Consider the following 18128-nt stretch of genomic DNA (forward strand, 5'->3'; position numbering starts at 1 on the left):
GGAAACAAGCATGGAGCTGACAAGACCAGACCTTAGCGATTCATTCGCTGATCTCGCTTGCAGAGTAGCCTCAAGATAGAGCCTCTGCCAAGGCCCGGATGTGAATGCGACAGGTGTTGTTCAGATTGCAGTAATGTCGAGGATTTCAATGCTGTTCTGGGACTTGAGCTCTTTGACGCTCGCATCGGCGGTCCGCCCTTCCAGATCGTTCAGATCCAGTTCGGCAGCGACAGGAAGAAGCCGGGACTTGATGAGCTTGGCGGCGCACTCGTTGTCCGGGCGCTCATCGCACTCAAAGACCTCGTTAACGGTTTCGCCATGATCATCCACGAAAGTGATTTTCCACTTTTGCATTGATGCCTCCTCGATAAAACCCATGGATGGGCTTACCTTCATCTCGACCTTGTTAGCTGGCTAATTGTTCCGCCGCAATTCAATGTGGGAGCGGGCTTGCTCGCGAATAGGGTGTGTCAGTTGACAGAATTGCTAACTGATACGCCGCTTTCGCGAGCAAGCCCGCTCCCACAGGTGTTGCATTTCATCCAATCAATCGTTGCTTGGCTTGTTCACTGCCTGCAACACGTATTGCGGCAGGGCGAAAGCGCCGATGTGGATCTCAGGATTGTAGTAGCGCGTGACGATGCCGCTGCCCGTGAAACGCTGTTGCAGGGTTTCGCGGGTCAACTTGCGATAAGCGGTATCGGTCGCGCCCCAGGCGAAGGTCATCGAGCCGCCGATGTAGGTCGGCACAGCAGCCTGGTAGAAGTGCCAGTCCGGGAACAGGCTGCGCAGGCGACCGGCGGTAGTCTTCACTTCTTCGATCTGCATGAACGGCGTGCCGTTCTGGGTCACCAGGATGCCGCCTTCGTTCAGGCAGCGGTGGCAAGCCTGGTAAAAGTTTTCCGAGAACAGCACTTCGCCCGGCCCGATCGGGTCAGTGGAGTCGGAAATGATCACGTCGAACTTTTCAGTGGTGGTGGCGACGAAACGCATGCCGTCGTCGATCACCAGGTTCAGGCGTGGATCATCGAATGCACCCTTGGAGTGATTCGGCAGGAATTCCTTGCACATGTCGACCACGGTGCCGTCGATCTCGACCATGGTGATGTGCTCGACACTGCGGTGCTTGGCTACTTCACGCAACATGCCGCCGTCGCCGCCGCCGATGATCAGCACGCGCTTGGCGGTGCCATGGGCGAGGATCGGTACGTGGGTCAGCATTTCGTGATAGATGAATTCGTCGGCTTCGGTGGTCTGGATCACGCCGTCCAGTGCCATCACGCGGCCCATGCGCGGGTTCTCGAAGATCACCAGGTGCTGGTGTTCGGTGCGCACTTCGTGCAGCAGTTTTTCCATGCGAAAACGCTGGCCGTAGCCTTCGTAGAGGGTTTCCAGGTAGTCGCTGGTCGGGGTATTGCTCATGGGAAGTGCTCCGATGAATGCGGGTGGCAACGGACGGTTACCCGCCCATGATGGCCATTCGTTCGTCTCGAATGACCGGGAAAGGCGCGCATTCTACGTTGCGGAACATGACAGGTCGAACCTCACTTGTTCGACTTGCCACAATCCTGTGGGAGCGGGCTTGCTCGCGAAGGCGTAGTGCCAGTCACTATCGATGTTGACTGACTCACCGCTTTCGCGAGCAAGCCCGCTCCCACAGGTTCAGTGCCGCTTGTTCAGGCCCGTACGTTGCCCCGCGGCCCGGCGATAGCCCAAATGATCAGCCCCAGCACCGGTAACAGTGCGATCAACAGTACCCAGAGGACTTTCATTCCGGTCTCGGCGCTGCTTTTGAATACGTTGATGATGGCCCAGATGTCCAGGGCAAAAATGATCAAGGCAACCAGGCTGTTGAACGTGGAACCCATGGTGACGCTCCTGAAGAGTGATTTGCCCTCTTAGGATAGACGGTCGTCGTGAGGGTTCCCTTTGATTTGACAGTATTTGGCTATCAGACGTGGATCGCCACTTTCAGGGCTTCCAGGGCGGGCGCGGCTGCGATGCCGGCTTCTGCGCACAATTGCAGCACGCGGGGCACGTCATTGCCGTACACCAGCACCACCTGCAATTCGTCATCGAGCAACTGGCTGAAGTTCATCAGCGTGTAGCCCCCGTTTTCCTTGTTCAGGCTGCTCATTTGCACCTGGATGCGGTTGAGCGCGGTCAAGGCTTCGGTCTTGGCCAGTTGCTTGGGCTTGAGATTGAATTCCACACCCGGGCCGAACGAGGCGACGATCTGCGCGAACAAGTCCATGTAGGTGTCAGCCTGGAACAGCACCGTTTCCGGCAGGCTGCCGACCACCACCCATTCACCCAACGGGATCGGGAAGGTTTCGTCGTAATTGATGTCCGGATTGGCGCTCAGAAAAGCCTGCGGATCGGCGTAGGCCTGGGCCGCTTCGTCTGCGACCTTGAGGATTTCGTCTTCGCCCATGCACCCGGAGCTGATTTTGCTGATGAGTTCGACGAGTGCGGTTTTCATGGGGCGGATCCTGTAGCGAGGGGGATTTTGAGGGCGCGAAGGATAGCGCATTAATGAGGGAAATGCGGACCTGTGGCGAGGGGGCTTGCCCCCGTTGGGTCGCGAAGCGGCCCCGAAACATTCAATTGGGGTACATCAGAAAGACCGCATATGCTGACTTTACGACTGCTTCGCAGCCGAACGGGGGCAAGCCCCCTCGCCACAAAGGCTCCCTCGCCAAAGGGTTCAACGTCAGCCCAGCAGTTTTTCCAGTTGAGCAACCGTATCGGAAGCCCCCATGGTCCTGGCAGCCTCCAGCGCAGTGATGCCATTGGCGTCCTTGGCCTGCGGGTCGGCCCCCTTGCTGATCAGGTAGTCGACCACTTCGACGCGGTTGAACATCGCCGCCATCATCAGCGCCGTGCGGCCATCGAAGGACGAGCCTTCAACCTGCGCGCCGCCCTCGACCAAGGCCTTGATCACCGCCAGGTCGCCCTTGAACGCTGCCCCGGCAATCGGGCTCTGGCCGTTGTCGTTGCGGATCTCCGGGTCGGCCTTGTGCTCCAGCAGGACTTTTACCGTGTCCACATGACCGTGGTACGCGGCCAGCATCAGCAAGGTATCACCCTTGTGGTTACGCAGGTTCGGCGGCAAACCCTTGGTCAGCAGCGCGGCCATCATCGCCGCATCGCCCTCCCGTGCCTTGTTGAATACCTGTTCGGCAAATTCGGCGGCTTCTTCGGGGGTCATCTGGCGGCTTTTGTCTGACATTGGGCACTCCCTTTTCTGTCACTCGTAAAAGCCGACAGTTTCCCGAGCGGCCCTGGCACTGTCACTTGTTTTTTCTCATGGGCGGCCATAGCCAGATTCAATAGCGGTACTTGCCGCCGTGAATGTCGGACAACAATTGCTCCGTGACCTGCACGTAAGTCTGGGTTCCCGGCAGCCAGGCATAGATCGGATCATCACCGGTTCTACCCGGGTCGAAGGCTTCGTCCTTGAGCCGGGTCTTCTGATACTTGAAAGTCCCGGTGGTTTCCATTTTCACTTTCACCCGCAGGAACAACGGCACCGCATAGGCCGGCATTTGCTCACGGGCAAAGGCCAGCAGTTCGCCGAAGTCCAGGGTGGCCAGGGATTCGGCGGGAGTGATCGCGGCCATCCCGGCCCGGCCATTGGTGTTGCGAATTTCCACGCCGTAGGCCACGGCTTCGGAAATATGCGGGTGCCGCAGGAGGATGTTCTCGACTTCCGTGGTCGATACGTTTTCGCCCTTCCAGCGGTAGGTGTCGCCCAGGCGGTCGACAAACTGCGCATGACCAAAGCCGATGTTGCGCAACAGGTCGCCGGTGTTGAAGTAGCGGTCACCCTTATCGAACACATCCTCAAGCACGACCCTGGCGGTTTTCTGCGGGTCGGTGTAGCCGTCCAGCGGAGCCTTGTCGTCGATTTTTGCCAGCAATAGCCCTTGCTCGCCCTTTGCGACCTTGCGCATCAAGCCATTGGCTTCACGAATCGGCGCCCCGCTGTCGTGGTCGTACGCGACCAGCTCCCAGGACATCAGGGAAAAACCGATGGTGTTGTCGAAATTGAGAATGTTGGTGAACCCGATATTGCCGTCGCTGGCGGCATAGAGTTCGCAAATGTGATTCACCGCAAAGCGGGTCTTGAACTCGTTCCAGGCGCCGGGACGCAGGCCGTTGCCGATCATCTTCTTCACATCGTGCCGGCTGTCGTCGACGCTCGGTGGCTGATCGACCAGGTAGCGGCACAGTTCGCCGACATAACCGATGGTGGTTGCCTGGTATTTGCGTACATCGCTCCAGAACTGACTGGCGCTGAATTTGCGGCGGATGGCGAACCCGCTGGCACCACTGACGGCCGAGCCCCAGCACACGCAAAGGCCGGTGGCGTGGTACAGCGGCAAGGTGCAATAGACGACATCGTCCGGGCGCATGTCCAGCGCGATCATGCCGAAGCTCGCGCAGCTGCGCATCCAGCGGCCATGCTTGAACACTCCGGCCTTGGGCAGCCCCGTGGTGCCCGAGGTGTAGATATAAAAGCAGGGATCGTCAAAGAAAATCTGCTGGCTGCTGGCCGGGTTGTCGCAGGCTTCGTCGAGGCTGACGGTCATCAGGTTGATGAACCCTTCAGGCGCGATACCCGGTTGGCGAGAGGTGTCCTGATCGGCGACGAACCAGGTTCGGGCAGACTGGATCGCCACCCGATCTCGTATCGCCAGATACGCCGGAACCAGCTCCTCACCGACAATGATCGCCACCGGCGCCACCAGATTCACACTGTGCACCAGGGTGTCGCGGGTCTGCGAGGTATTGAGCAAAGCACTGATCGCGCCGACCTTGGCCACCGCCAGAATCGTCACCAGCAGTTCCGGGCGGTTCTCGATGAAGACCGCCACCACGTCACCCTTGCCGATACCTTGGCCGATCAGGTGATGGGCGATGCGGTTGGCCCACTGGTTGACCTCGCAGTAACTGAGCGTGACGTTGTCCTGCAACAGCGCCGGGCCATCCGGGTTGCGCAATGTGGCTTGCTCGAAACTCCAGCCCAAACCACACGCCTGGGTCGGGTCCTTGACGTTGGCGGCCTTCATGCCCTTGACCAACCGGGGGATGGTTTTGGCGATGGAAGGCAGCTTGCGGAGCATCATGCCCCAGGTAATCGTGTCGTTCGACGTGCGGCTCATGATGCTCCCGTTCGCTGTTTTTTTATTGTCGGGCGGCGATGTCTGAGGCCGAAAATACGTCAACGGTTCTTGAGCTGTACACGCGGTTTTTGAAATGTTTTGTATCTGCGATCTTGATCCGCGATCTGATCCACGGTCGATACGATGCCCCGCGTGAACCCTGCCATGAACAATGGTTCCATCGAATCGCCGAGCGACCTCGCAAAATGCAGGATGCACGATGGCCATTCATGCAGATTGCACGAATGCAAAAATCGCCAAAAACAGTAAGCCATTGTTTTTATTTATATTTATCAAATAAAAATAATGGCACAAAGGCTGCAACGGTCTCTCCACGCCATTCAAGTCATCACGGAGCTGAACGACATGAGCCTGATCCAGGAAAAGTTTTCGTCCCTGTTCTCCAACTACACAGTCGCCACCCAGGCCCGTCCTGACGGCGGGATCCTGCTGACCCTGAGCGGCGGCGAAGGCAAAGTGTTCAAACGCTCGATTTCCTACCAGCAATTGCACAACGGCGACCAACTGACGTGGGTCATCAGTGCGATTCGCCGCGACCTCGCCGAACAAGCCAGTGAACTGCCGCAGATTTCCTTGCTGCAAAGCCAGCAACGGTTTGCCTTGCCGACTTATCACTCGCTGTAAAAGGGTAAATAAACCTGTGGGAGCGAGCCTGCTCGCGAAGACGGAGTGTCAGCCAACATCAATGTTGAATGACACATCGCCATCGCGAGCAGGCTCGCTCCCACAGGTTTTGTGGCGTTTAGAAATTAGCGGGGTTTATCCGCGCAAAGCTGTCCACGGTCACGTGCCCCGCCAGCTCCCCACCTTCACGAGCCAGGCCGCAAGTGGCCATTCCTGCCGAACGCGCCGCGTCGAGCTCTTCGACGATGTCCGACAGGAACAGAATCTGCCCCGCCTGGAGGTTGATCACCCGGGTGATGTTGGCGTAGGACTGCGCCTCGCGCTTTGGCCCTGAAGTCGTATCGAAGTAGCCGCTGAACAGCGGCGTCAGGTCCCCCGCCACCGAACAGCCGAAGATCAACCGCTGGGCCTGGATAGAGCCGGACGAATAAACAAACAGTTGAAAGCCATCCTGATGCCAGCGCTTGAGCGCTTCAACGGCGTCCGGGTACACGTGGCCCTGCAACTGCCCGGCCTGATAGCCCTGCTCCCAGACCATGCCCTGTAACGCTTTCAACGGCGTGGCCTTGCGGTCTTCGGCAATCCAGCCCAACAGGATCTCGACGACCCGTTCGACGTCAGCGTCCGGCTCATTGCTGTCGCGGCGTACGGCGGCCAGTTGTTCGGCTACGTCAGCGCGCCCGGCCTGCTGACGAACAAACTCCGGCAAGTGTTTGGCGGCATAGGGAAACAGCACGTCGAACACAAAACTCACCGCGCTGGTGGTGCCTTCGATGTCGGTGAGAATCGCTTTGATTGGCATCGACTCAGTCCTCCAGACGCGGGAATTGGCTGGCGATGTCTTCACCGGTGAAATTGGCCACCCAGCCTTCCGGGTTGTTGAACAGGCGGATCGCAATGAAGTGCGGGTGCTCGCCCATGTCGAACCAGTGTTTGGTTCCGGCCGGCACCGAGATCAGATCGTTTTTCTCGCACAGCACGGCGTAGACGTAATCGTCGATGTGCAGGGTAAACAGGCCACGGCCGGCGACGAAAAATCGTACTTCGTCCTCGCCATGGCGGTGTTCATTGAGGAACTTGGCGCGCAGTTCGGCTTTTTGCGGGTGATCGCTGTTGAGGCTGATCACATCGACTGTGATGTAACCGCGCTCGGTCATCAGCTGGTCGATTTGCGCTTGATAGGCGGCGATCACTTCTTCCTGAGTGGCGCCCGGCTGGAGCCGGGTGGCGGCTTGCCAACGGTCGAAGCGCACGCCTTGTTCAGCCAGGGTCGAGGCGATGTCTTCGAAATGGGTCAGCACCTTGTTGGGGATTTCAGGGCTGGAGACGTGATAAACGGACAGGCTGCTCATCAGGGCAACTCCTTAACGGTTCATGCTTTAACGTTCGAGAGCGAGCGCATCTTCAACTCGCACTCGAACAAAAATTCAAAGGCCTCGATCTGCCGCAGGGCATCGCTCATGCGCGCACCCCAGGTGTACAGGCCGTGCCCGCGAATCAGGTAGCCGACGCAATCGGGATGGGCGTCCAGCCAAGGCTGCACCTTGGCGGCCAGGCGCGCAATGTCCTGGTCGTTGTCAAAAATCGGCACACGCACCCGGGACTCGTGGGTCGTCACACCGCTGAAGGCTTTTTGCAGTTCGTAGTCTTCGAATTCGATGAAGTCTTGCGGCGTCAGGCGTGACAGCACGGTGGCATTCACCGAATGGGTGTGCAGCACCGCGCCGATCTCGGGCCGCCAGCTGTAAAGCTGAGTGTGCAGCAGGGTTTCGGCGGACGGCTTCTTGCCCGGCTCCAGGCTATTGCCTGACAGGTCGGTGGCCAGCACATCGTCCATGCCCAACTGGCCCTTGTGCTTGCCGGAGACGGTCAGCAAGGCTTCGGTCGGCGACAGGCGGGTCGAGTAATTGCTGCTGGTGGCCGGCGACCAGCCGCGGCCATAGAGAAAACGCCCGGCGTCGATGATTTGTTGGGCGAGGTGTTCACGGGTAAGGCTCATGGCCTGTCCTCTTGCATACATGTGGCAATGATAACGGCAGCCGCGAGCGCTGCGAGGCTGGCAATACTAAAGGTCAATGCGGCGCCAAGGGCGTTCCAGCTGTAACCGGAGTACAACGCGCCCAATGCCCCACCGGTGCCGGCCAATGCGGCATACAGTGCCTGACCCTGACCTTGCTGGCGCGCACCGAAGCTACGTTGCACGAATTGAATGGCAGCGGCGTGAAAGCTGCCGAATGTCGCCGCGTGCAACACCTGGGCAAACAACAGCACCCAGAGAAACTCCGCGAGCGAGCCCAGCAACAGCCAGCGCAACGCCGCCAGCAGAAAGCTGGCCATCAGCACCCGGCGCAGCGAGACGCGCGCGAGTATCCGGCTCATGGCCAGAAACATCAGCACTTCGGCGACTACGCCGACCGCCCAGAGCATGCCGATCACGCCGCGGCTGTAACCCAGCCGTTCGAGGTGCAGGGTCAGAAACGTGTAATACGGCCCATGGCTCATCTGCATCAGCGCCACGCAGGCGTAAAACGCCAATACACCGGGGCTGCGCAGCTGTTTGAGGAATCCGTCCCCCGCCACCCGGTTGCCCGGTGTCGGTTGGGCATTGGGCACCCACAGGCTGCTGAGGACGATGCCGGCCAGGATCAGCACCAGCGCCGCGGGGTAGATGTCGAGGCTCAGCCATTCGAACAGCCGGCCCAGTGCGACCACGGTGATGATGAAACCGATCGATCCCCACAGACGAATCTGGCTGTAACGCGCGGTCTGCCCCTGCAAGTGCGCCAGGGTGATGACTTCGAACTGCGGCAACACCGCGTGCCAGAAGAACGCATGCAAGGCCATGACCATCGCCAGCCAGGCGTAGGTCTTGCTGACGAAAATGAGCGAGAAGGTCAGCAGCGTGCACACCGCGCCGAAACGCACGATGGCCAGCCGCTGCCCCGTGAAGTCGCCCAGCCAGCCCCAGATGTTCGGCGCTACGCAGCGCATCAGCATCGGGATCGCCACCAGCTCGCCGATGCGTGCGGCGCTGAATCCCAGGTGATCGAAATACAGCGCCAGAAACGGCGCTGTCGAACCGAGCAAGGCGAAATAGAACAGATAGAAACTGGAGAGCCGCCAGTACGGGAGCGCCGCAGTCGCCATCAGACGGCTGCGACCAGGAGGTCAGCCATTTACAGCTGACCCAGCACCGGCGTGCTCACACGCACATCGGCGTTCTGCCCACGGTGACGCAGCAGATGATCCATCAGCACGATGGCCATCATCGCCTCGGCGATCGGCGTGGCACGGATACCCACGCACGGGTCGTGACGGCCCTTGGTGATCACCTCCACCGGGTTGCCATGGATATCGATGGAACGGCCCGGCGTGGTGATGCTCGACGTCGGCTTCAGCGCCAAGTGCGCAACGATAGGCTGACCGGAGGAAATACCGCCGAGAATGCCGCCGGCGTTGTTGCTGAGGAAACCTTGCGGAGTCATTTCATCGCGATGTTCGGTGCCGCGCTGGGCGACGCTGGCGAAACCGGCGCCGATTTCCACGCCTTTGACCGCGTTGATGCTCATCAGCGCATGGGCCAGTTCGGCATCGAGACGGTCAAAGATCGGTTCCCCCAGGCCTGGCATCACACCCTCGGCCACCACGGTGATTTTCGCGCCGACCGAATCCTGGTCGCGGCGCAATTGGTCCATGTAGGCTTCCAGTTCCGGCACTTTGTCCGGATCCGGGCTGAAGAAAGCGTTCTGCTCGACCGACTCCCAGGTCTTGAACGGGATTTCAATCGGTCCGAGCTGGCTCATGTAGCCGCGAATCACGATGCCCTGGCTGGCCAGGTATTTTTTCGCAATCGCACCGGCCGCGACGCGCATCGCGGTTTCACGGGCCGAGCTGCGACCGCCACCGCGGTAGTCGCGCTCGCCGTATTTGTGGTGGTAGGTGTAGTCGGCGTGGGCCGGGCGGAACAGATCCTTGATCGCCGAGTAGTCCTTGGACTTCTGGTCGGTGTTGCGGATCAACAAACCGATGGCGCACCCCGTGGTGCGGCCTTCGAACACGCCAGAGAGGATTTCGACTTCGTCGGCTTCCTGGCGCTGGGTGGTGTGGCGGCTGGTGCCGGGCTTGCGGCGGTCCAGGTCACGCTGCAGATCCTCCAGGGATATCTCCAGGCCCGGCGGGCAGCCATCGACAATGGCGACCAACGCCGGGCCATGGCTTTCGCCCGCGGTGGTGACAGTGAACAGCTTGCCGTAGGTATTGCCGGACATGCAGGACGCTCCGTGAAATGAACCTGAATACGTAATGCGCGCCAGTATACGCAGGCTACCCAAGTAGTTCATCCTCGAACCTTATGGGTGCCTGTGAGTCCAACCGGCATCTTCTTGATGATGGCGTGATGATGCTGCGAGTTCTAGCCTTGAGCCTTACCCTGATTTCCGGCTTCGCCCAGGCGACTGTCCTGCAACGGCCGATCACGTTGGACACCGGCACCGGCGAGCTTTTCGGCTCTTTGCTGCTGCCCAAGTCCGACAACCCGGTACCCGTTGTCCTGATCATTTCCGGTTCCGGCCCTACGGATCGCGACGGAAACAACCCTGACGGCGGGCGCAACGACAGTCTCAAGCGCCTGGCCTGGGTGCTGGCCAAACACAACATCGCCAGTGTGCGTTACGACAAACGCGGTGTTGCAGCAAGCCTGGCCGCGACGCCGGACGAACGCAATCTGACGGTCGACGCCTACGTTTCCGACGCCGAGGCCTGGGGCCAGAAGCTCAAGACGGATCCGCGTTTCGGCAAACTGATCGTGCTCGGACACAGCGAAGGCGCCTTGATCGCCAGCCTGGCCGCGCCAACCATCGACGCCGATGCGGTGATTTCCGTCTCGGGTAGCGCGCGACCGGTCGATCAGGTGATCCGCCAGCAACTGGGCAATCGCCTGCCACCGCCGTTGCTGCTGCGCAGTAATGAGTTGCTCGACAGCCTCAAGGCCGGGAAGCCCGACGACAATGTACCGCCACCCTTGCAGGCCATTTTCCGTCCGAGCGTGCAGCCGTACCTGATTTCCCTGTTCCGCCAGGACCCGGCTGCAGCGTTTGGCCAGTTGAAGATGCCAGCGCTGATCATCCAGGGCAGCAACGACATCCAGGTCGGCGTCAATGACGCCAGGCTGCTCAAGGCCGCCAAACCGGACGCCGAACTGGCCCTGATCGAGGGCATGAACCACGTCATGCGCATCGTGCCCAACGACGTCAAACGCCAGCTGGCCTCCTATAAAGACCCGCAATTGCCTCTGGCGGCGGAACTGGGCGCGCGAATCCTCGGGTTTATTGACGGACTTCGCACCAGTTAAGCGCTGTTTGCCCTCCAGTCTTGAAAAAAACGGCCGATAAGCCTTTGTCGCCCGCACATTGGTTGGCAACAAGCTGAGCTTGGACAGGATCTCGCCGTTATGACTGACACCCAGACTTCAACCGACACCACCGCTGAAACAGAAGCACCGCCAGCGGTCGAGCTGCCCTGGGCGGACGTCCACGTCGAGCACCACAAGATGCTCCGTCTGGCGCCGCTGAAGACTGATCGCAATACAGGCGGGCGCCCATTGCGCTTTGTCGAGTTCGGCTATGCCGAGCGCAACGACAAGGCGCGCAGCCTGATGCGCATGAGCATCACCCTGCCCTCCCAACGCGTGCGCAAGGAACAGAATCATCTGGATGTGTGGGTCGATCACGCCGAAAAGCGCGTGCATTTCGGACCGGAAAGCGGTTTGCAGGTCGAACCGCTGAACCGCGGCATCGGCCGATTCATGATCGCCCAGGGTATCAATTGGGCGAAGAAGCGCTGGCCTACCTACACCGTCGACGGCTTTGACCTGAACAACAAGGAAGCGCTCAACGAAGACACCCGCCTGCGCCGCGATCATTTTTTGCGAGTGCACGGTTTCGACGTGGTGTATGCCGATGCCCAGCATTTGAAAGGCAGTGTCAAAGCAGTCAAGGTCGGCGACCTCGCGGGGGACTGGAACAGCGAAAAACTGCAGGTCGTGGAAATTCTCGAGGCGGCACAGATGCTCCAGCAAGCCGAGCAGAACCTGGCCGAGCAGGAAGTCAAACTCAAGAAACACGAAGAGAAGGTCAGCAAATACAAACGCGAAGACGCCGGGCTGCGTTTCACCATTACGTGCCTGGTGGCGTTTGCGGTGTTTCAGGCGGGGTTGCTGATCTGGATTGCCACGCACCGCTGAAGGCTTGAGACCGCGGTGTGGCTATCGCGGGCAAGCCACGCTCCCACAGGTTTCGCGCCGTACTCAAATGATGCGGCACACACTGAACCTGTGGGAGCTGGCTTGCCAGCGATAGGATTTCAACCAATCAGACGCGGGAAGCGAACAACGCCTGATGCTCCCGGCACTGCTGCGCGCTCAGCATGAACACACCGTGACCACCGCGCTCGAACTCCAGCCAGGCGAAGTCGACTTCCGGGTACAACGCCTCGACATGCACCTGGCTGTTGCCCACTTCGACAATCAGCAAGCCTTTCTCGGTCAGATGATCCGCCGCTTCGGCAAGCATGCGACGTACAAGGTTCAAGCCGTCATCGCCGCACGCCAGGCCCAGTTCCGGCTCGTGCTGGTATTCGTCCGGCATGTCGGCGAAATCCTCCGCATCGACGTAGGGCGGGTTCGACACGATCAGGTCGAAACGCTGGCCAGGCAAGCCCTCGAAGCCGTCGCCCTGCACCGTGTACACGCGCTCATCGACACCATGGCGCTCGATGTTCTGATTGGCCACTTCCAGTGCTTCGAACGACAGGTCCGCCAGCACCACTTCGGCGTTCTGGAACTCGTAGGCACAGGCGATGCCAATGCAGCCGGAACCGGTGCACAAATCGAGAATCCGCGCCGGCTCGTTGGCCAGCCACGGGGTAAAACGGTTTTCGATCAGCTCGCCAATCGGCGAACGCGGGATCAACACACGCTGATCGACTATGAACGACATGCCGCAGAACCAGGCCTCGCCCAGCAGGTAGGCCGTTGGCACCCGCTCTTCGATGCGGCGCTTGAGCAGCAGCTGCAAGTGGACCACTTCGTCTTCTTCCAGATTGCAGTCGAGGTAGCTGTCGGCGATTTCCCACGGCAGGTGCAGCGCGCCCAGCACCAGTTGACGGGCTTCGTCCCAGGCATTGTCGGTGCCATGGCCGAAAAACAGATCCTCCCCATGGAAGCGGCTGACGGCCCAACGGATATGGTCACGCAGGGTGCGAAGGCGGGAAGTGATCACGACGGCAAACTCCAGAAAAATCGACGGGCGATTCTACCAGTCAAACGGCGCCACGACGACGCAGGAAAACGACCGACTCAAATGTAGGAGTTATCCGTTTTTTCGCCAGGCTATTGAACAAAACGTGACTATTGACAAGGCTAGAGGCCAGCAACCACGGCACCTACGATCGTAGCGATTCACAGAACCGCTCAGCCAGAGGACAATGGCGCAAAAGCCCCACTCCAAGGAGCCCCAGAATGTCCGTTCCAAAAACGATGTTTCAACTCAGCGGTCGCGGTTATCCGGCAGCCAAACTGAGTCATGCGACCCTTATCATCATCGATGCCCAGAAAGAGTATTTGAGCGGGCCGCTGGCCCTCAGCGGCATGGATGAGGCCGTCGCGAACATCAAGCAGTTACTCGCCGCGGCCCGTGCCGCCGGCCGGCCGATCGTGCATGTGCGCCACCTCGGCACGCTCGGTGGCATGTTCAACCCGCAAGGCGTCGGTGGTGAATTCATTCCGGGTCTTGAGCCACAGAGCGACGAAACCATCATCGGCAAATTGCTGCCGAGCGCGTTCCACGGTACCGAACTGGCCAAACGCCTGGAGGACCTCGGCGCCCTCGACCTGATCGTCTGCGGCTTCATGAGTCACTCGAGCGTCAGCACCACTGTGCGCGCGGCGAAGAACCTGGGTTTCCGCTGCACGCTTATCGAAGACGCCTGCGCCACACGCGACCTGCCCTACAAGGGCGGTGTCCTGAGCGCCGCGCACGTTCATCAGACCGAAATGGCGATCATGGGCGACAACTTCGCCACCCTCGCGCTGACCTGTGAACTGATCTGATCGACGCTCAATGAGCGGCCTGGAACGCCGCTCATCCGCAAAAACCTCTCATTTGCCGTAATTGTCTTAGCCTCAGGAACATCCCGGTCAACTCCCGGTCGAAGGGCCGATACCCATTGAGGAAGGTCGGAATGAAGTTATCCGATGGTTTTGACGCTCGCCGCTTGCGGCCCAAAGGCCAACGCAACTGGCGTTTTCGAATCGGCGCGACGTTCGCGGCATTGCTGGCGATGTGCGGCGTGTTGCTCGCCATGGCCGGTGCCGCCAGCCTGTTCGGCCACGTACCTGCCCTGGGTGAACTGAACACCAGCCGCACCGGTGCTGCCGTGATCCTGGCCATTGGCCTGTTCGTGCTGTACCTCGGTGTATGGCTGTGGCGCCGTTGCCGCCGTCGCTCGCGGCAGTCGCGGGAACTGGCCATGTCCCCGCACCTGATGAAAAAACACGACTGAGCCAAACGCCGCGCGCGTTTTTGTCGCGCCCGATTCGCTTCGAGTTGGGTAAACTGGCCGCCCTTCGCGGAGGCTGACATGCAAGACGACGATTTTTCCCTGTTCAAAAGCGCGATCCACGGCGTCAAGCCGATCAAGCACGATCGCGCCGAAACCGGCAAACCCAAGAGTGACCGTGCGCAGATTGCCAAGCTGCGTCAAGCGGCCACCGTGCGCACCGATGCCACCACCGTTGACGGTCTGTCCGATCAATTCGTCATCGACGTCGGCCCTGAAGACGAGCTGATGTGGGCCCGCGATGGCGTGCAGGAAAGCCAGATGCGCAAGCTCAAGATCGGTCAGATTCCATTCGAAGGCAGCCTCGACCTGCACGGCATGAGCGTGGAAAAGGCCCGGGAAACCCTCTGGGCGTTCCTCGCCGAAGCAACCAAATTCGAAATCCGCTGCGTGCGCGTCACCCATGGCAAGGCGGTACGCCTGGACGGCAAGCGGCCGATGATCAAAAGCCACGTCAACACCTGGCTGCGCCAGCATCCGCAAGTGCTCGGCTTCACCTCGTGCCAGGCCAAACATGGCGGTGCCGGGGCGGTTTATGTGATGCTCAAACGCACCATGATGGAAGGTCGCGACGAGTAAAGCTGATGCGCCACGCTTGCAGCGTCGTGTCCGTCACCGTACCCTTGCCCTTTGCGTAAAATCCCACAGGTAGTTTCATGTCCCTGGAACAGAATTACACGGCGATCCTCGGCCAGCTCGGCGAGGACGTTTCCCGCGAAGGCCTGCTCGACACGCCAAAACGTGCCGCCAAAGCCATGCAGTACCTCTGCCGCGGCTATGAACAGACACTGGAAGAGGTCACCAACGGTGCCCTGTTCAGCTCCGACAACAGCGAAATGGTGCTGGTCAAGGACATCGAGTTGTACTCGTTGTGCGAACACCACCTGCTGCCGTTCATCGGCAAGGCGCACGTTGCCTACATTCCGAGCGGCAAGGTCCTGGGCCTGTCGAAGGTGGCGCGGATCGTTGATATGTACGCCCGTCGCCTGCAGATCCAGGAAAACCTCAGCCGCCAGATCGCCGATGCGGTCCAGCAAGTCACCGGCGCCCTGGGCGTTGCAGTGGTGATCGAGGCCAAGCACATGTGCATGATGATGCGCGGCGTGGAAAAGCAGAATTCGTCGATGATCACTTCGGTGATGCTCGGTGAATTCCGCGAGAACGCCGCCACCCGCAGCGAATTCCTCAGCCTCATCAAGTAATTCGCGGCACGAAGAAAACCGGCATTCATCGCCGGTTTTTTTTCGTCCGTGAAAAATCAGGTAAGCTGCGCGCCCTTCTTCGTTAGCACCGTGAGGCTTTCAACGTGTTCGTAAAAGCGCTTCGTGTCGGCCTTGGCCAACTGATCATCTTCATCGACTTCATCACGCGTCCGGGCAAGAAAAAGCGCCCCGCCGCGGCTCAGGCCCAGGTCGAAGCGGCCGCCAAAGGCCTGACCCTGTATCAATTCCACGCCTGCCCGTTCTGCGTGAAGACTCGCCGCACCCTGCGCCGCCTGAACGTGCCGGTGGCCCTTCGCGATGCGAAGAACAACGAACAGGATCGCCAGACCTTGCTCGAGCAAGGCGGCAAGATCAAGGTGCCGTGCCTGCGTATCGAAGAAAATGGCCAGACCACCTGGATGTATGAGTCCAAGGTGATCATTGATTATCTGGACAAGCGTTTCGCGGCAGCCTGATGTTTTTTCGGTGAGGCTGATGGCCTCTTCGCGGGCAAGCCTGCTCCCACAGTGGGAATGCAGACACCTGTGGGAGCGGGCTTGCTCGCGAAGAGGCCGGCACAGGCACCGCAAACTTCAGACAAAAGTAAACCGGCCCTTGCGCCGGTTTATTTGTTTTCAGGCCGCTTGCGCCGCCTGCGCCTGACGCACCACCGCCGCCAGCCGCTTGAGCCCCTCCTCCAGCCGCGCCGGGTCAATGTGGCTGAAGTTCAACCGCAAATACCCGTGATGCTTGTCCGGCTCGGGGAAGAACGGCTCGCCCGGCATGAACGCCACATCCTTGGCCAACGCCGCATTGAGCAAGGTTCGAGTGTCCAGCGGCTGCTTGAGTTTCAACCAGAAAAACAGCCCGCCCTGCGGCTCGTTCCAGTCCGCCAGATCAGAGAAGTGGGTTTGCAGCACCAGCTGGAACGCATCCCGGCGTTCCCGGTAAAAATCCCGTAGTTCACTGCGATGCTGCTGATACTTCTCGGTTCCGATCCATTGCAGTGCCTGCCACTGGCCAACCCGGTTGGTGTGCAGGTCCGCCGACTGCTTGAGTTTCAACAGATGGGGAAACAGGTCCGGGCTGGCGATCAGAAAGCCAACGCGCAAACCTGGCAACAGGGTTTTCGACACCGTACCGGTATAGATCCAGCTGGCCTTCTTCAAGCGACCGACAATCGGCGTGGCGCTGCCACCGTCGAAAGTCAGTTCGCGATAAGGCTCGTCTTCGATCAGGGTGACGCCGAACTCGTCGAGCAGCGCTGCCACCGCGTCGCGCTTGGCTTCGCTGTAACGCACCGCCGAAGGATTCTGGAAGGTCGGGATCAGGTAGATGAAGGCCGGGCGGTGTTGCTCCAGGCGAGCGCGCAGCTCTGCCAGGTCCGGCCCGTCAGCCTCCAGCGGCACGGTCAGGCAATCGGCCCCGAACAGCTGGAAAATCTGCAATGCCGCCAGATAAGTCGGCGCTTCGAGCAGGATTTCGGTGCCCTTGTCGATGTAGAGCTTGGCAGCCAGATCCAGAGTTTGCTGTGAACCACTGACCACCAGTACCTGACCTGCCTCACATGCCACCCCCAACGCTCGCGCCTCGGCGGCCAACGCCTCACGCAGCGCCGGTTCGCCCTCGCTCATGCCGTATTGCCCCATGGAAAGCGGCATCTCGGCCCAATCGACCTTCGGCAGCATGGCTTCAGCCGGCAGACCTCCGGCGAACGACATCACTTGCGGGCGCTGGGCCGCGGCGAGGATTTCACGGATCAAAGAACTTTTAAGGCGTGAGACACGTTCGGAAAAAGCCATGGGGATCACCGGTAGCGAGGCATGAGGAAAATGAGTCAAACTTGTTGACCGAAATTACGCTTCTTCGAATGGATACGTCAACATGCTTGACCTTAAAAACCCGCTTTCCCAACAGCAAGCCATGGAAGCGTTTTTCTTCGGCTACCAGGCTTTCACCGCCAAGGCCGATGAAATGCTCGAACGCCGCGGCCTGAGCCGGGTGCATCAACGCATTGTGTTTTTCATCGCTCGTTATCCGAACCTGAGCGTCAAGGAATTGCTGGCCTTGCTTGGCGTAAGCAAGCAGGCGCTGAACATGCCGTTGCGGCAATTGCTGGAGATGCATCTGGTCGACAGCGTCGCGTCCGAATCGGACAAGCGTAAGCGGTTGCTGGAGTTGACTGCGGAAGGCGCGCGGTTTGAGCAAGCGTTGAGGCGCGAGCAGGTGAAATTGCTGGAGCGGGTGTTTGCCGAGGCTGGGGAGACGGCGGTGAATGGGTGGTTGGCGGTGAATCTGGCGTTGGGGAAAAGTCAGGCGCTTACCGACTGAATCAGTCTGCCTGCTGATTTTTATGCTGGCTGTTCCGGCCTCTTCGCGGGCAAGCCCGCTCCCACAGTGATGGATGGTGTCCACAAATCTTGTGCCTGACCGGGTTTCCTGTGGGAGCGGGCTTGCCCGCGAAGGGGCCGGTACAGGCGATATATCCCTATTGCCA

At 59.9% G+C, this 18128-nt stretch carries 22 protein-coding genes; 9 read left to right on the top strand and 13 right to left on the bottom strand.

The genetic code is table 11. The features are described from left to right. Window positions 1–120 precede the first annotated feature (120 nt). The 6 genes from ACXX83_RS15870 to ACXX83_RS15895 all read right to left on the bottom strand — a co-directional run bounded on the left by ACXX83_RS15870 (window position 121) and on the right by ACXX83_RS15895 (window position 5168). Window positions 121–354, bottom strand: a complete 234-nt coding sequence (locus ACXX83_RS15870; RefSeq protein WP_217835895.1) for a hypothetical protein — start codon at window positions 352–354, stop codon at window positions 121–123. A 192-nt stretch (window positions 355–546) separates the two neighbouring features. Next, on the bottom strand, window positions 547–1422 hold the full coding sequence (speE, locus tag ACXX83_RS15875; protein ID WP_458549063.1) for a polyamine aminopropyltransferase: 876 nt from the start codon (window positions 1420–1422) through the stop codon (window positions 547–549). Window positions 1423–1676: 254 nt separating this feature from the next. After that, window positions 1677–1868: a PLD nuclease N-terminal domain-containing protein gene (locus tag ACXX83_RS15880; protein ID WP_104449800.1), complete on the bottom strand. Its 192-nt coding sequence runs from the start codon at window positions 1866–1868 to the stop codon at window positions 1677–1679. Window positions 1869–1951: 83 nt separating this feature from the next. Beyond that, window positions 1952–2482 carry a hypothetical protein gene (locus ACXX83_RS15885; protein WP_015096101.1) on the bottom strand — a complete coding sequence of 177 codons (531 nt, stop codon included), beginning with the start codon at window positions 2480–2482 and terminating at the stop codon, window positions 1952–1954. Window positions 2483–2713: 231 nt separating this feature from the next. Continuing rightward, on the bottom strand, window positions 2714–3232 hold the full coding sequence (locus tag ACXX83_RS15890; protein WP_217835898.1) for an ankyrin repeat domain-containing protein: 519 nt from the start codon (window positions 3230–3232) through the stop codon (window positions 2714–2716). Window positions 3233–3329: 97 nt separating this feature from the next. Beyond that, window positions 3330–5168, bottom strand: a complete 1839-nt coding sequence (locus tag ACXX83_RS15895) for a long-chain-acyl-CoA synthetase (RefSeq protein WP_458549064.1) — start codon at window positions 5166–5168, stop codon at window positions 3330–3332. 366 nt (window positions 5169–5534) lie between these two features. Here ACXX83_RS15895 and ACXX83_RS15900 point away from each other — a divergent pair, with 366 nt between their 5' ends. Further along, the gene (locus tag ACXX83_RS15900) at window positions 5535–5813 is read left to right on the top strand and encodes a DUF3509 domain-containing protein (protein WP_015096104.1); all 279 of its coding nucleotides are present in this window, start codon (window positions 5535–5537) and stop codon (window positions 5811–5813) included. 118 nt (window positions 5814–5931) lie between these two features. On the opposite strand, the gene mtnC is transcribed toward ACXX83_RS15900, so the two are convergent. From mtnC to aroC, 5 genes are read right to left on the bottom strand one after another with little or no spacing between them, the layout of a single operon-like run. Further along, the gene (mtnC, locus tag ACXX83_RS15905) at window positions 5932–6615 is read right to left on the bottom strand and encodes an acireductone synthase (RefSeq protein ID WP_458549065.1); all 684 of its coding nucleotides are present in this window, start codon (window positions 6613–6615) and stop codon (window positions 5932–5934) included. Between the two features lie 4 nt (window positions 6616–6619). Then, window positions 6620–7165: a 1,2-dihydroxy-3-keto-5-methylthiopentene dioxygenase gene (locus ACXX83_RS15910; RefSeq protein WP_104449805.1), complete on the bottom strand. Its 546-nt coding sequence runs from the start codon at window positions 7163–7165 to the stop codon at window positions 6620–6622. Between the two features lie 20 nt (window positions 7166–7185). Then, on the bottom strand, window positions 7186–7812 hold the full coding sequence (locus tag ACXX83_RS15915) for a methylthioribulose 1-phosphate dehydratase (RefSeq protein ID WP_015096107.1): 627 nt from the start codon (window positions 7810–7812) through the stop codon (window positions 7186–7188). After that, on the bottom strand, window positions 7809–8960 hold the full coding sequence (locus tag ACXX83_RS15920; protein WP_458549066.1) for an MFS transporter: 1152 nt from the start codon (window positions 8958–8960) through the stop codon (window positions 7809–7811). The genes ACXX83_RS15915 and ACXX83_RS15920 overlap by 4 nt, the downstream gene beginning before the upstream one ends. Before the next feature lie 29 nt (window positions 8961–8989). After that, window positions 8990–10081 carry a chorismate synthase gene (aroC, locus tag ACXX83_RS15925; protein ID WP_085716874.1) on the bottom strand — a complete coding sequence of 364 codons (1092 nt, stop codon included), beginning with the start codon at window positions 10079–10081 and terminating at the stop codon, window positions 8990–8992. 83 nt (window positions 10082–10164) lie between these two features. Between aroC and ACXX83_RS15930 the strand changes: the two genes are divergently transcribed. Both ACXX83_RS15930 and ACXX83_RS15935 read left to right on the top strand, forming a co-directional pair. Further along, window positions 10165–11163 (top strand): alpha/beta hydrolase, encoded by a 999-nt coding sequence (locus ACXX83_RS15930; RefSeq protein ID WP_458549067.1) that lies wholly within the window; start codon window positions 10165–10167, stop codon window positions 11161–11163. Window positions 11164–11262: 99 nt separating this feature from the next. Continuing rightward, window positions 11263–12054 carry a hypothetical protein gene (locus ACXX83_RS15935; RefSeq protein WP_217835904.1) on the top strand — a complete coding sequence of 264 codons (792 nt, stop codon included), beginning with the start codon at window positions 11263–11265 and terminating at the stop codon, window positions 12052–12054. 127 nt (window positions 12055–12181) lie between these two features. Here the strand turns inward: ACXX83_RS15935 and prmB are convergent, their stop codons facing one another. Continuing rightward, window positions 12182–13090 carry a 50S ribosomal protein L3 N(5)-glutamine methyltransferase gene (gene prmB, locus ACXX83_RS15940; RefSeq protein WP_015096112.1) on the bottom strand — a complete coding sequence of 303 codons (909 nt, stop codon included), beginning with the start codon at window positions 13088–13090 and terminating at the stop codon, window positions 12182–12184. Window positions 13091–13329: 239 nt separating this feature from the next. Here prmB and ACXX83_RS15945 point away from each other — a divergent pair, with 239 nt between their 5' ends. From ACXX83_RS15945 to ACXX83_RS15965, 5 genes are all read left to right on the top strand, one after another. Further along, window positions 13330–13920, top strand: a complete 591-nt coding sequence (locus ACXX83_RS15945) for a cysteine hydrolase family protein (RefSeq protein ID WP_007974909.1) — start codon at window positions 13330–13332, stop codon at window positions 13918–13920. Between the two features lie 131 nt (window positions 13921–14051). Then, window positions 14052–14372, top strand: coding sequence for a hypothetical protein (locus tag ACXX83_RS15950; RefSeq protein WP_015096113.1), 321 nt, complete (start codon window positions 14052–14054; stop codon window positions 14370–14372). Between the two features lie 78 nt (window positions 14373–14450). Next, window positions 14451–15008, top strand: a complete 558-nt coding sequence (locus ACXX83_RS15955) for a Smr/MutS family protein (protein WP_015096114.1) — start codon at window positions 14451–14453, stop codon at window positions 15006–15008. 77 nt (window positions 15009–15085) lie between these two features. After that, entirely contained in the window at window positions 15086–15631 is a 546-nt protein-coding gene (gene folE / locus ACXX83_RS15960; RefSeq protein ID WP_003204506.1) for a GTP cyclohydrolase I FolE, read from the top strand. 104 nt (window positions 15632–15735) lie between these two features. After that, on the top strand, window positions 15736–16107 hold the full coding sequence (locus tag ACXX83_RS15965; RefSeq protein ID WP_007988133.1) for a glutathione S-transferase N-terminal domain-containing protein: 372 nt from the start codon (window positions 15736–15738) through the stop codon (window positions 16105–16107). Window positions 16108–16266: 159 nt separating this feature from the next. On the opposite strand, the gene ACXX83_RS15970 is transcribed toward ACXX83_RS15965, so the two are convergent. Continuing rightward, entirely contained in the window at window positions 16267–17433 is a 1167-nt protein-coding gene (locus ACXX83_RS15970; RefSeq protein WP_458549068.1) for an aminotransferase-like domain-containing protein, read from the bottom strand. 82 nt (window positions 17434–17515) lie between these two features. Here ACXX83_RS15970 and ACXX83_RS15975 point away from each other — a divergent pair, with 82 nt between their 5' ends. After that, on the top strand, window positions 17516–17962 hold the full coding sequence (locus tag ACXX83_RS15975) for a MarR family winged helix-turn-helix transcriptional regulator (RefSeq protein ID WP_015096116.1): 447 nt from the start codon (window positions 17516–17518) through the stop codon (window positions 17960–17962). Window positions 17963–18128 lie beyond the last annotated feature (166 nt).

This window comes from Pseudomonas sp. GNP012 (assembly GCF_054343835.1).

What these genes read in the sequence shown, in the direction of transcription:
- ACXX83_RS15870 (WP_217835895.1), bottom strand. Translation starts at nt 354, where the DNA reads ATGCAAAAGTGGAAAATCACTTTCGTGGATGATCATGGCGAAACCGTT.
- speE (WP_458549063.1), bottom strand. Translation starts at nt 1,422, where the DNA reads ATGAGCAATACCCCGACCAGCGACTACCTGGAAACCCTCTACGAAGGC.
- ACXX83_RS15880 (WP_104449800.1), bottom strand. Translation starts at nt 1,868, where the DNA reads ATGGGTTCCACGTTCAACAGCCTGGTTGCCTTGATCATTTTTGCCCTG.
- ACXX83_RS15885 (WP_015096101.1), bottom strand. Translation starts at nt 2,482, where the DNA reads ATGAAAACCGCACTCGTCGAACTCATCAGCAAAATCAGCTCCGGGTGC.
- ACXX83_RS15890 (WP_217835898.1), bottom strand. Translation starts at nt 3,232, where the DNA reads ATGTCAGACAAAAGCCGCCAGATGACCCCCGAAGAAGCCGCCGAATTT.
- ACXX83_RS15895 (WP_458549064.1), bottom strand. Translation starts at nt 5,168, where the DNA reads ATGAGCCGCACGTCGAACGACACGATTACCTGGGGCATGATGCTCCGC.
- ACXX83_RS15900 (WP_015096104.1), top strand. Translation starts at nt 5,535, where the DNA reads ATGAGCCTGATCCAGGAAAAGTTTTCGTCCCTGTTCTCCAACTACACA.
- mtnC (WP_458549065.1), bottom strand. Translation starts at nt 6,615, where the DNA reads ATGCCAATCAAAGCGATTCTCACCGACATCGAAGGCACCACCAGCGCG.
- ACXX83_RS15910 (WP_104449805.1), bottom strand. Translation starts at nt 7,165, where the DNA reads ATGAGCAGCCTGTCCGTTTATCACGTCTCCAGCCCTGAAATCCCCAAC.
- ACXX83_RS15915 (WP_015096107.1), bottom strand. Translation starts at nt 7,812, where the DNA reads ATGAGCCTTACCCGTGAACACCTCGCCCAACAAATCATCGACGCCGGG.
- ACXX83_RS15920 (WP_458549066.1), bottom strand. Translation starts at nt 8,960, where the DNA reads ATGGCGACTGCGGCGCTCCCGTACTGGCGGCTCTCCAGTTTCTATCTG.
- aroC (WP_085716874.1), bottom strand. Translation starts at nt 10,081, where the DNA reads ATGTCCGGCAATACCTACGGCAAGCTGTTCACTGTCACCACCGCGGGC.
- ACXX83_RS15930 (WP_458549067.1), top strand. Translation starts at nt 10,165, where the DNA reads ATGGGTGCCTGTGAGTCCAACCGGCATCTTCTTGATGATGGCGTGATG.
- ACXX83_RS15935 (WP_217835904.1), top strand. Translation starts at nt 11,263, where the DNA reads ATGACTGACACCCAGACTTCAACCGACACCACCGCTGAAACAGAAGCA.
- ACXX83_RS15945 (WP_007974909.1), top strand. Translation starts at nt 13,330, where the DNA reads ATGTCCGTTCCAAAAACGATGTTTCAACTCAGCGGTCGCGGTTATCCG.
- ACXX83_RS15950 (WP_015096113.1), top strand. Translation starts at nt 14,052, where the DNA reads ATGAAGTTATCCGATGGTTTTGACGCTCGCCGCTTGCGGCCCAAAGGC.
- ACXX83_RS15955 (WP_015096114.1), top strand. Translation starts at nt 14,451, where the DNA reads ATGCAAGACGACGATTTTTCCCTGTTCAAAAGCGCGATCCACGGCGTC.
- folE (WP_003204506.1), top strand. Translation starts at nt 15,086, where the DNA reads ATGTCCCTGGAACAGAATTACACGGCGATCCTCGGCCAGCTCGGCGAG.
- ACXX83_RS15970 (WP_458549068.1), bottom strand. Translation starts at nt 17,433, where the DNA reads ATGGCTTTTTCCGAACGTGTCTCACGCCTTAAAAGTTCTTTGATCCGT.
- ACXX83_RS15975 (WP_015096116.1), top strand. Translation starts at nt 17,516, where the DNA reads ATGCTTGACCTTAAAAACCCGCTTTCCCAACAGCAAGCCATGGAAGCG.